The following is an 11849-nucleotide window of genomic DNA, read 5'->3' on the forward strand; positions in this document are numbered from 1 at the left end:
ATGAAACGAATAGTGATGAAACTGGCGGCGAGCGCCGCATTGCTGGCGCTCGCGGCCTGCGCGGTGCAGCCGGCCACCCACGCGGATTTACCGCATACGGTGCAGACGCTGGCGCCGGCCGCGTGGAGCGTCGACGCGCCGCAAGACAACGTGAGCGCGGATGCCTGGTGGAACCAGTTCGGCGACCCGCGGATGCATCAGCTGGTCGAGTCGGTGTTGCTCGGCAATCTCGACGTGCAGGCCGCCATCGAACGCGTGAAGCAGGCGCAGGACGTGGTCACGCAGAATCGCGCGGCATTGCTGCCTGAATTGAATGCGAATGCGGGCGCATCGACCGAACGGCAGAACACGCCGCCGCCGCTCGGTTATGTGCGCCAGGCCGGCTTCGGTCTGGCCGCCAGCTGGACGCCCGATGTATTCGGCGGCGAACGTCTCGCGGTACTCGCCGCGCAGGCCAAAGTGTCCGGCAGCGAAGGGGCATTGCAGCAGTTGCGGCTCGCGCTCGCCGCGAATACGGCGGCGGCTTACATCGATTTGCGCTGGGCCCAGGCGCAATTGCAGATCCTCGGCGACAACGAACAGATTCGCAGCCGCGCGCTGAAGCTCACGCAGGAACGTCTGCATTACGGGCTATCCACGCAGCTCGATGTCGCTCGCGCGCAGAATCAGTTGCAGGATTTGCAGGCGCAGATTCCGCGCATGCAGTCGGCCGTGCAGCATCAAATGAGCCTGATCGCCGTTTATTCGGGGCGCACGCCGGAAAGCATCGACCCATTGCTGCTCGCCGACGCGCGCGCGATTCCGGTGCCCGCGCAAAGCGCGCCGCAGATGCTGCCGTCCGACGCATTGCTGCACCGGCCCGATGTGCGCAGCGCGTATGCGCAGGTCGAGCAGCGCGCGGCGGAGGTGGGGGTATCGAAGGCGCAGCGCTATCCGCAGTTCAAGATCAATCTGGCCGACGGCTTGCTCGCCTCGTCGTATCTGGGGCTGCCGACGCTGACCGATAACCTCTTCAGCGCCGCGTTGAGCGCGACCAGCCCGATCTTCAACGCCGGGCGCATCACCGCGAATATCGATGCGAGCGAGAGCCGCATGCGCGAATCGCAACTCGGCCTGCAACAGACGATGCTGCAGGCGCTCAAGGAGATCGAGGACAACCGTAGCGATCTGGTCAGCGGCGCCGCGCAGGTGCAGCGTCTCGGCGGCGCGCTCGATGCGTCGAATCACGCGCTGCGGCTGTCGACCGAGCTGTACAAGGGCGGCGCGACCGATTTTCTCGACGTGCTGGCCGCGCAGGAAGCATTTCTGCGCGATTCGGAGTCGCTGAATCAGGCGCGGCGCGAACATGCGCTCGCGGCGATCGCGTTGTACCGATCGCTCGGCGGCGGGTGGGACGACAGCGAGAAGGTGGCAGCGGCTACGCAATCCGCCGCGCAACCCGCGGTCACGCAATCCGCCGCGCGCTAACGCTGCGTCGCAGCACGTTCACGTGCGAAGCGCGCAACCCGCGCAACCCGTGCAACGCGCGCAACCCGTGCACCACGTACGATCGCGCCGGCCACCCCTCAACCAGAGCAGAACCGATTTTCAATCTTTGCTACATTCCTGAACAAGCACCGCAGCGGCCGCATCGACCGCATCGACAACGGCGACGCGCGAGCGGTGACCCGGCAGGCAAGATCGAAATCTTTGAAGAGGCTCAAGATGCGAATTCTGGTAGTGGGAGCTGGCGCGGTAGGCGGTTATTTCGGCGGACGTCTCGCGGCGGCCGGGCAGGACGTGACGTTCCTCGTGCGCGCGGGCCGCGCGGAAAAGCTGCAACGCGACGGCCTCGTCATCAAAAGCGCGCGCGGCGATCTCGCACTGCGCGACGTGAAGACGATTCTCGCCGGCGTGAGCGCCGAGCCGTTCGACCTGATCCTGCTCAGCTGCAAGGCCTACAGTCTCGACGACGCGATCGATTCGTTCGCGCCGCTGGTCGGCGAATCCACGGTGATCCTGCCGATGCTCAACGGCATGCGCCATATCGACGTGCTGTGCGCGCGCTTCGGCAAGGAACGCGTGCTCGGCGGCCAGTGCGTGATCGCCGCGACGCTCGATGCCGCGCAGCACATCGTGCATCTGAACGAGATGCAGGCGATCACGTTCGGCGAACTCGCGGGCGGCACCTCCGAGCGCACCCAGCAGATCGCCGACGCGATGGCCGGCGCGAATTTCGAGGTGGCGGTCAGCGACAACATCCTGCTGCGGATGTGGGAAAAGTGGGTGTTCCTGGCCACATTGGCGGGAAGTACCTGCTTGATGCGCGGTTCGGTCGGCGATATTCTGGCGGCGCCGGACGGCAAGCGCATCGTCGAAAAACTGCTCGGCGAATGCCGCGCGGTCGCCGAACACAACGGCTTCACGATGGACGCGGCGTTCGACACGCGCGCCGCGCAGATGCTGCTGAAGCCGTCGGCGCTGACCGCGTCGATGCTGCGCGACGTCGAAAATCACTCGCATACCGAGGCGGATCACATTCTCGGCGATCTGATCGCGCGCGGCGGCGACGTGCACAAAAGCGAGCAGACGTTGTCGTTGCTGCGCATCGCCTATAGTCATCTGAAGACGTACGAAGCGCGGCAGGCCCGCACGTCCTGAGCGTTCGCCGCGCAAGCGGCACGCATGCGCGCGGCGCAGTCGAACCGCAGTCCAACGATCGGAGGTCAAGCATGCCGGCTCCCATTGGCTCGGTGCCCGCGCTCAGCGCCGCTTCGGCAACGGTGTTCTCGATCGGTATCGCGTTTCTCGGCTACTGGGGCATGTACGAGCCGACCGCGTGGCGCGCGGCCGACGTCGTCGTGTTCGTGCTCGCGCTGAGCGGCTTCGCGTGCCTGGGCCTCGTGCCGTGGATGGCGACGAGTCCGGTCGAGCCCGAAGGCAGCGACTCCCGCATCCGTATCGCGCGACATCTGTTTCTCGCCGGCGTCACCGGGCTGTGGCTCGCGGTGGCGATCTCGGTGATCTTCTGAGCGCCGCTTTCCCCCGTTCTTCAAGGTAACCACCCCCGCATGGACATTCACATCGCGGTCGAAGGTCATCACGATCTGTCCGGACAGATTTATCGACAGTTGCGCGCCGGCATTCTCGAAGGCCGTCTGGCCGGCGGCACGCGTTTGCCGTCCACCCGCGATCTCGCCACGCAACTCGGCGTATCGCGCAAGACCACGCTCGACGTATTCGAGCGGCTGCTGTCGGAGGGCTATCTGAGCGCGCGCGCCGGTTCGGGCACCTTCGTCGCCGACGGACTCGAACGCCTGCCGGCCCAGCGCTCCGCGCACGCGCGCGCGGCCGACAGCGCGCGCGAACCGGTCGCCGCCGCGAATCCGCCGGCGGCGGCGCGCGCACAACCGCTGTGGGAGCAGATGCCCGACAGCCTGCCGTTGCCGCGGCCGTCGGTGGACTCGCCGCAAGACTTCGTCGGCGGCGCGACCGACAAGTCGCTGTTCCCGTTCGACGTGTGGCGCCGCTGCGTGAATCACGCGCTGCGGGCGCAAACGCGCACGCCCGGCACCTATCGTGAACCGGCCGGCGACCAGCAATTGCGGCTCGCGATCTCGCGCTACCTCGCGTTCAACCGCGCGGTGTCGAGTAATTGGGAAGACGTGATCGTCACTCAGGGCGCGCAGCAAGCGCTCGATCTGCTCGCGCGCATCACGTTGCGTCCCGGCGACGTCGCGGCGGTCGAAGACCCCGGCTATCCGCCCGCGCATGCGTGTCTGATGGCGAGCGGCGCGCGCGTGGTGGCGGTGCCGGTCGATCGCGAAGGGCTGATCGTCAGCCAGTTGCCCGATAACGCGCGGCTGATTTACGTGACCCCGTCGCATCAGTTTCCGCTCGGCATGCCGATGAGCCTCGAGCGTCGCGTCGAACTGCTCGAATGGGCGCAGCAACGCGGCGCGGTGATCATCGAGGACGACTACGACTGCGAATACCGCTTCGAAGGCCGGCCGATGGAGCCGTTGAAAAGCCTCGATCGCGCCGGGCTGGTCGCGTACGTCGGGACTTTTTCGAAAACCATCTTTCCGGAATTGCGGATCGGCTATCTGGTGCCGCCGGCTTCGCTGCATGGCCCGCTGCTCAAAGCGCGGCAGATCGGCGATTGTCACGGCTGCACGCTCACGCAAACCGCGCTCGCGTCGTTCATGCTGAACGGCGACTTTGCGCGTCACTTACGGCGCATGCACAAGGCGTACGCGGCGCGTCGCGCGCTGCTGCTCGAACATCTGCAAGGCCCGCTCGCGCCGTGGTTCGCCCCGATCGTGCCGACCGCCGGCATCCATCTGGCCGCGCATCTGAAGGAGCCGCTCGCGTCGCGCGGCGAAGCGGCACTGGTTGCCGCCGCGCGCGAAGCGTCGATCGGCCTCTACGGACTCGCGCCGTTTCACCGCAAAGTCACGCCGCGAGCGGGACTGATCTTCGGCTACGGCAGCATCGCGCCCGAGCATATCGATACCGCGTTGAACACACTCGGCGACATCCTGTCGCGTGTCGCACGCTGAAAAACGTAGTGTGCCGCCAGCATCGCAAAGACAGCGGCGGTACCTCGTTACACGTCGCGGCAACTGCTTCACGATCGCGAAAATGACAAAAGTGTCTTAATTCAAGGGCTGAAAAGACCGCGACGCTATAGACGAACGGCGCAAAAGCTTTCCCGAAACGAACTGTAACGTGCGTTACGTAGTCCCGGTGAAAACCCTGCGGCGTGCGTTTTAGCCGCTAAAACAGGGGCTAAAACGTAATGCGCAGTCGGCGCCGCGCAACATTTTTTGCATCCGGCGCGCGAAAGAATCACGCAAACCGCTTGAGCGCTTGTAGAATCCGGCGTTGAAGCGTGCACATACGGTGTGCGCTTCGTGCAATTCACTGACCACAACAGGTAGGAGAAACATGCCGACTTCCGCAAAAAAGGTGGCCAAGAAGGCTGCTGCCCCGGTACCGACCAAGAAGGTTGCTGCAAAGAAAGTTCCTGCGAAGAAAGCCGTCGCAGCCAAGAAGGTCGCCGTGAAGGCGTCTAGCGCACCGTCGCCGATCAAGGACACCTTCACGAAGGCCTCGTTGGCAGCTCACGTTGCTGAACGCGCCGCAGTCGAACCGAAAACCGCCAAGGCCGTGCTGGCCGCGCTCGAAGACACGATCCTCGGCTCGGTTCACAAGAAGGGCGCAGGCGAGTTCACGCTGTCGGGTCTGCTGAAGATCGTCGTGCAAGCTGTGCCGGCGAAGAAGAAGCGCTTCGGCAAGGACCCGTTCACGGGTGAAGAGCGCTGGTTCCCGGCCAAGCCGGCAAGCGTGCGCATCAAGGCACGCGCGCTGAAGAAGCTGAAGGACGCAGCGGCAGCTTAAGCGCGCCGCATGCGCCACTCGGGCGCCGGCATAGCGTTGGCCTTGCGAGGTTTGACGTTGCCTGACGTTTGAGTGCTTGTTTTAGCGCCTGCTTGCAGGCACACCGAAATCCCCGTGGATGCGAATCCACGGGGATTTTTTTATGCGCGCGCTGCGGAGAAACGTAGAGGCGTAGCGATGCAGAGGCGTAGACGAGTAACAGCGAGTTCGTTAGCGAAGCGCGTAGCCATCGGCGAAACGACGCTCGCGCTCTCATAGTGTGCGCCCCGATGGCGCACGCGCACCGCACTGGCGCATCATGATCCACGGCAGATCGATCGATGCGACACGAGGCCACCCGGATGCGCTGTTAACGTGCATCGCTGCGTGCCGCAGCAGCATCGCTTCAATGGCATAACGCTTGCTTGATCGATTGCGAGTACCGAATGCGCATGGCATTCGCCTTCAATTGACAGAACAAGAGTGGGGCTGAGATGCGATGCTATGACGAGATGCGTCATCACGAGGATGGCGTACGGCCGCATTACGCGCGCTTCGAGCGCTGGCTTGAGCGGCAGGGCAACGAAGCGATCGCGCGCAAGCGTGCGGAAGCGGACCTGCTGTTCCGGCGCGTCGGCATCACCTTCGCGGTGAACGGCGACCTGTCCGGCACCGAGCGGCTGATTCCGTTCGATCTGATTCCGCGCATCATTCCACGCAGCGAGTGGCAGACGCTCGAAGCCGGTTTGCGCCAGCGCGTGCAGGCACTCAATCTGTTTATCCACGACGTCTATCACGAGCGCAACATCGTGCGCGCGGGCATCGTGCCGGCCGAGCAGGTCTATACCAATGCGCAGTACCGGCCGGAGATGCAGGGCGTCGACGTGCCGCTCGGCGTGTACGCGCATATTGCGGGCGTCGACGTGGTGCGAGCCGGCGACGCCGGCGAGTTCTACGTGCTCGAAGACAATCTGCGGGTGCCGTCGGGCGTGTCGTACATGCTCGAAAACCGCAAGATGATGATGCGGCTCTTTCCTGAGCTGTTCGTGCAGAACCGCATCGCGCCGGTCGCGCATTATCCCGATCTGCTGCTCGACACGCTGCGCTCGGTCGCGCCGGAAGGCGTCGACGATCCGGTCGTGGTGGTGCTGACGCCGGGCATGTACAACTCCGCGTATTTCGAGCACACGTTCCTCGCGCAGCAGATGGGCGTCGAGCTGGTCGAGGGCAAGGATCTGTTCGTCGACGACAACTACGTGTTCATGCGCACCACCCAGGGGCCGCGCCGCGTCGACGTGATCTACCGGCGCGTCGACGACGACTTTCTCGACCCGCTCGCATTCCGCCCGGATTCGGCGCTCGGCGTGCCGGGTCTGCTCAGCTCGTACCGCGCGGGCCGCGTCGCGCTGGCCAACGCAATGGGCACCGGCATCGCCGACGACAAATCGATCTACCCGTACGTGCCGGACATGATCCAGTTCTATCTCGGCGAGCAGCCGATTCTGAACAACGTGCCGACTTACCAGTGCCGCAAGCCCGACGATCTCGCCTACACGCTCGCGCATCTACCCGAGCTGGTGGTCAAGGAAGTGCATGGCGCGGGCGGCTACGGGATGCTGGTCGGGCCGGCGTCGACTAAAGCCGAGGTCGAGGCGTTCCGCGAACGGCTGATCGCACGGCCGGCCGGCTATATCGCGCAGCCCACGCTCGCGCTGTCCGCGTGTCCGACCTTCGTCGAGTCGGGCATCGCGCCGCGCCATATCGATCTGCGCCCGTTCGTGCTGTCCGGCAAGACCACCACGATGGTGGCGGGCGGGCTCACGCGGGTCGCGTTGCAGGAAGGTTCGCTGGTCGTCAATTCATCGCAGGGAGGCGGGACCAAGGATACGTGGATGGTCGACTGACGCGGCCGCCGCCGCGCCCGGATAACCCGCCCGGTCCTGCGCGAACCACGCAAGGACCGCGCGCCCAGCTCACCGATATGGAACGCCATCATGCTTAGCCGAACCGCCGATCACCTCTTCTGGATGGCCCGCTATATGGAGCGCGCGGAGAACACCGCGCGCATGCTCGACATCAATCTGAAGGCGCAACTGCTGCCGCAGACGCCGGAGCAGGAGGCCCGCGCGCAGCGCTCGGTGCTGCGCATCTCCGAACTCGAAACCGCGTTCGCACAGCGCTACGACGAAGCGACCCGCGAGCACGTGCTCGACTTCATGGTCGCCGACGCGAGCAATCCGTCGAGCATTCATTCGTGCCTGCAGGCTGCGCGCGAAAACGCTCGCGCGGTGCGCGGCACGCTGACCACCGAGTGGTGGGAGACCATCAACGACACGTGGCTCGAATTCAACGAGCGGCTCGCGTCGGGGCAGGATGCCGGCAACCCGGGCGCGCTGTTCGAGTGGGTCAAGTTCCGCTCGCATCTGTCGCGCGGCGTGACGCTCGGCACCGCGTTGCAGGACGACGCGTTTTTCTTCACGCAGCTCGGCACCTATCTGGAGCGCGCCGACAACACCGCGCGGATTCTCGACGTGCGTTTCGCCAATGTCGAGCCCAATTCGCGCGACGCCGCGCGCCAGCTGGAGGACTTCTATTACTGGACCTCGATCCTGAGTTCGGTGTCGGCGCTCGAAATCTATCGCAAGGTGTATCGCGACGTCGTCACGCCCGCGCGGGTGGTCGAGCTGATGATCCTGAATCAGCAGATGCCGCGCTCGCTGCTCGCATCGCTCGACGGCGTCTGCACGAATCTGGCGATGCTGCGCACGCCCGGCTCGAACCAGTGCGAACGCTTCGCCGGCAAGCTGCGCGCCGAGCTGTTGTATGCGGATATCCGGCAGATCTTCGAAAGCGGTTTGCACGGCTATCTGACCCAGTTCCTCGCCCGCGTGTTCGAACTCGGCAATCTGGTCGCGCGGACCTATCTGATGCTGCCAGTGGCCTGACGGAGTTTTACGATGAATCTGACGATCCGCCACGACACCTCGTATCGCTATGAAGCGACGGTTCACTATTCGATCCAACAGTTGCGCCTGACACCGGCGAGCGGCGCCGCGCAGACCGTGCGGCGCTGGAGCATCGACGCGCCGGGCAAGCTCGACGCGACGCTCGACGCGTACGGCAACGTGCTGCATACGCTGGTCATCAACAAGCCGCACAGCGAGATTCATCTGCACGTGACCGGCGAGGTGGTCACGCTGCCGCTCGTCGACGGCTGGCTGCGCGAGCCGCCCGGGCCGATCCCGCTCGAACATTTCACCTGCGCGACCCGGCTGACCGACGCCGATCCGGCGATCCGCGAACTGGCCGCGACGGTGCCGGACCTCACGAGCCAGGCGAGCCTGCTCGCGCTGGCCGAGCAGATCGTCCAGCGGGTGCAGTACCGTCCGGGCGTCACCGCGGTGACCAGCACCGCCGCCGAAGCGCTCGCGCTCGGCAACGGCGTGTGCCAGGACCACGCGCATCTGATGCTCGCGTGCTGCCGCGCGCGCGGCGTGCCGGCGCGCTACGTGAGCGGCTATATCGAACCGGGCGACGTTCCGCACGGCGCGAGCCATGCGTGGGTCGACGTGTGGCTCGCCGGCAAGGGCTGGATTTCGGTCGACGTCACGCATGCGGCGTTCGCCAGCGAGATCTACTGCCGGCTCGCGGTCGCGCGCGATTACGAAGCCGCGGCGCCGGTACGCGGGCGACGCATCGGCGGGCTCGAAGAGGAGCTCGATGTGGCGGTCACGGTGAGCGGGGAGCAGGCGCAGTAACGCGTGCGGACGCGTCGCCGTGGGCGGCGACGCATGGCGCGAATTTACTGTAGGGATGCAGAAGAAAACCGGCGGGTTGCGCGGCGCGGCCATCCGGTCCCGCCGCGCACCGCGCAACACGCGCGGCTATTTAACATTCCTGGCAATCGTCCCGCGCCGATCTGCCGAGAACTCGTAAATAAGGCCGTAAACACGGATAAAAGGCGCTCGGACGCCGCATTACAATAACCCCGTCTCTTTGCTTCCCTGCGGATTCCTCATGACTTACTGCGTAGCGATGGCCGTCGACGACGGCCTCGTGTTCCTGTCCGACACGCGCACCAATGCGGGCGTCGATCACATCAGCACCGCGCGCAAGATGTCGGTGTTCGAGCAGCCGGGCGAGCGCCTGCTGGTGCTGCTCGGCGCCGGCAATCTGTCGCTGACCCAGGCGGTGCTGCACGAGTTGTCCGAGCCCGCCGAGCCGGGCCAGCCGACGCTGTGGAGCGTACCGACGATGGCCGACGCCGCGCGCGTGGTCGGCAACGCGGTGCGCCGCGTGCATCAGCGCGAGGCCGACCCGTTGCAGCAGTTCGGCGTCGACTTCAATTGCAGCTTCATTCTCGGCGGCCAGATCGCGGGCAACCGGATGCGGTTGTTCATGATCTACGCGGCCGGCAATTTCATCGAGGCGTCGGCGGTGAATCCGTATTTCCAGATCGGCGAGGCGAAGTACGGCAAGCCGATCATCGACCGCGTGCTGACGCCGTCCACGCCGCTCGACGAGGCCGCCAAGTCCGCGCTGATCTCGATGGACTCGACGCTGCGCTCGAACCTGTCGGTGGGGCTGCCGCTCGATCTGCTGGTGTACGAGAAGGATGCGCTGCGCGTCACGCGCTTCGTGTCGATCGATCGCGACAACGCGTACTTCGACATGATTCACCGCACGTGGGGCGAGCGGCTGCGCCAGGTGTTCGCCGAGATTCCGGATCCGGACTGGCAGGAGTCGCTGGGCGCGGCGCCGCTGCACCCGGAGCGCGCGCTGGTGCTGTATCACGCGCCGGTCGGCGCGGACGGGCTCGAACACGAACGCGATCTGGCGCCCGCGCAGACCCTCGCGCAGGCCGACAAAGGCAAGGCGCAGCGCCGCTAGGCCGGAACCCCCAAAAACCTCTGGACGAAAAAAAACCAGCCACCGGCAATGCCCGTGGCTGGTTTCTGGCTACGCGGCTCGTCAGCCGCGCAGCAGATTCCGCTGAAAGTCCGCTTAGAACTTGTGACGGATACCGACGCTGACCATGACCTGGTTGTCGGTGCTCGACTGGTTGCCGTACGAACCGATCGAAGCCGTTGCCGACTCGAGGCCGCCGGTCGTCGGGTTGCGCTGTTCGCCGCTCGCATGCTGCCATGCGCCGACTGCGTACAGGTCGGTGCGCTTGGACAGCGAGTAGTCCGCGCCCAGCGAAACCTGGTTGTACGTTGCCGTTGCGTCGCCCGTGCCGCGCGTGTATGCGTAGCCGAGGCCCAGCAGCGCTGCCGGCGTGAGCTGGTAGCCGAGGTAAGCGCGGCCGACGTTGAACTTCTGCGTCGTTGCGAAGCCCGAGCTTGCGTCCGGCTTGTACTGTGCGTTGCTGTACGACAGGTTGCCCGTGAACGGACCCGTCACGTACTGGATCGCTGCCGAAGCGATGCCGATCGACTTCGATGCGGCGTAAGCCGAGTTGATGCCCGCTGCAGCCGGGAAGTTCGAATCGAACGTACCGCCCGCGGTGCCTGCCCAGCCGCCAGCAGCAGCACGGGTAACCGGCGAGTGCGCGTTGTCGGCGTGCAGGTAGCCGCCGGCGATGCTGAGCGGACCGGTCGCGAAGGTTGCCGCGCCCGACCACGTCTGACCCGAACCGGTCGAGCCCGCGACGCCGCCCAGTGCATACAGGCCTTCGACCTGGAAGCCCGAGAACACCGGCGAAACGTACTTGATCGCGTTGTTGACGCGGAAGCTGTTGTCGTTGTTGTCGACGTCACCCGGCGTAGCGAACGTGCTGCCGAAGTAGTTGTCGCCCGTCAGCGGCTGGATCATGTCGACCAGCGGGTCGTACTGACGGCCAGCCGTGAACGTACCGAACGCGTCGCTCGACAGACCGACGTATGCCTGACGACCGAACATCAGACCGCCCTGGCCGAGACGGCCGGTGTTGATGTCGAAGCCGTTTTCCAACTGGAAGATTGCCTTCAGACCGCCGCCCAGGTCTTCCGTGCCTTTCAGGCCGAAACGATTACCCTGGAGGTTGCCGCCGAACAGTTGCACGAGGCTACCGCCGTTCGGGGTAGCGTTGTTCACGTACTGGATCGATTCATCGATCAAGCCATAGAGGGTCACGCTGCTTTGCGCGTGTGCCATGCCGGTGACGCCGAGCAGCGCCAGCGAGAGGGTAGACAGTGCGATTCGTTTCATCATTTCTCCACGCGATTAGTGTTCGTTGTTGCGGAAAGCAGAATAGCTCACTGCTTCAAACGGGCAGTAGAGGAAAAAAAAGACTGTCTCTAAAAACCGACATCTCACGCAACGCCTTGTATTTAAAGCTCATCAAGGATTATTTCTATTTGCGCAACATTTGTTGATATAACCCGCATTATTGTTGTTTTGTTGATAGTGACTGGATGAATGACCCCGCTCGCGGCACTAAATTGAAGGGCGAATGTAATTTAGTCGTCTAGTCACGCGAGCGGTGAGGTAGCGAACGCGTAAACGGA

At 64.7% G+C, this 11849-nt stretch carries 10 protein-coding genes; 9 read left to right on the forward strand and 1 reads right to left on the reverse strand.

Translation table 11 applies throughout. The features are described from left to right. The 9 genes from BTH42_RS07335 to BTH42_RS07375 all read left to right on the forward strand — a co-directional run bounded on the left by BTH42_RS07335 (position 1) and on the right by BTH42_RS07375 (position 10251). Positions 1–1467: an efflux transporter outer membrane subunit gene (locus BTH42_RS07335; protein ID WP_075297386.1), complete on the forward strand. Its 1467-nt coding sequence runs from the start codon at positions 1–3 to the stop codon at positions 1465–1467. Between the two features lie 237 nt (positions 1468–1704). Beyond that, a complete protein-coding gene (gene panE, locus BTH42_RS07340) occupies positions 1705–2640 on the forward strand; it encodes a 2-dehydropantoate 2-reductase (RefSeq protein ID WP_075297388.1) in 936 nt (311 codons plus the stop codon). Positions 2641–2711: 71 nt separating this feature from the next. After that, positions 2712–3011: a hypothetical protein gene (locus tag BTH42_RS07345; protein WP_075297390.1), complete on the forward strand. Its 300-nt coding sequence runs from the start codon at positions 2712–2714 to the stop codon at positions 3009–3011. A 39-nt stretch (positions 3012–3050) separates the two neighbouring features. Next, the gene (locus BTH42_RS07350; RefSeq protein ID WP_075297392.1) at positions 3051–4541 is read left to right on the forward strand and encodes a PLP-dependent aminotransferase family protein; all 1491 of its coding nucleotides are present in this window, start codon (positions 3051–3053) and stop codon (positions 4539–4541) included. A 388-nt stretch (positions 4542–4929) separates the two neighbouring features. Beyond that, positions 4930–5382: an HU family DNA-binding protein gene (locus BTH42_RS07355; RefSeq protein ID WP_075297394.1), complete on the forward strand. Its 453-nt coding sequence runs from the start codon at positions 4930–4932 to the stop codon at positions 5380–5382. Between the two features lie 473 nt (positions 5383–5855). After that, the gene (locus BTH42_RS07360; RefSeq protein ID WP_075297396.1) at positions 5856–7265 is read left to right on the forward strand and encodes a circularly permuted type 2 ATP-grasp protein; all 1410 of its coding nucleotides are present in this window, start codon (positions 5856–5858) and stop codon (positions 7263–7265) included. Positions 7266–7355: 90 nt separating this feature from the next. Then, the gene (locus BTH42_RS07365; RefSeq protein WP_075297398.1) at positions 7356–8306 is read left to right on the forward strand and encodes an alpha-E domain-containing protein; all 951 of its coding nucleotides are present in this window, start codon (positions 7356–7358) and stop codon (positions 8304–8306) included. A gap of 12 nt (positions 8307–8318) precedes the next feature. Further along, positions 8319–9119 carry a transglutaminase family protein gene (locus tag BTH42_RS07370; RefSeq protein WP_075297400.1) on the forward strand — a complete coding sequence of 267 codons (801 nt, stop codon included), beginning with the start codon at positions 8319–8321 and terminating at the stop codon, positions 9117–9119. Positions 9120–9378: 259 nt separating this feature from the next. Continuing rightward, positions 9379–10251, forward strand: a complete 873-nt coding sequence (locus BTH42_RS07375) for a proteasome-type protease (RefSeq protein ID WP_075297402.1) — start codon at positions 9379–9381, stop codon at positions 10249–10251. A gap of 114 nt (positions 10252–10365) precedes the next feature. Here BTH42_RS07375 and BTH42_RS07380 read toward each other — a convergent pair whose 3' ends face one another. After that, positions 10366–11550 carry a porin gene (locus tag BTH42_RS07380; RefSeq protein WP_075297864.1) on the reverse strand — a complete coding sequence of 395 codons (1185 nt, stop codon included), beginning with the start codon at positions 11548–11550 and terminating at the stop codon, positions 10366–10368. Positions 11551–11849: the final 299 nt, after the last annotated feature.

It is taken from the genome of Burkholderia sp. SRS-W-2-2016 (genome assembly GCF_001931485.1).
GTDB lineage: Bacteria > Pseudomonadota > Gammaproteobacteria > Burkholderiales > Burkholderiaceae > Paraburkholderia.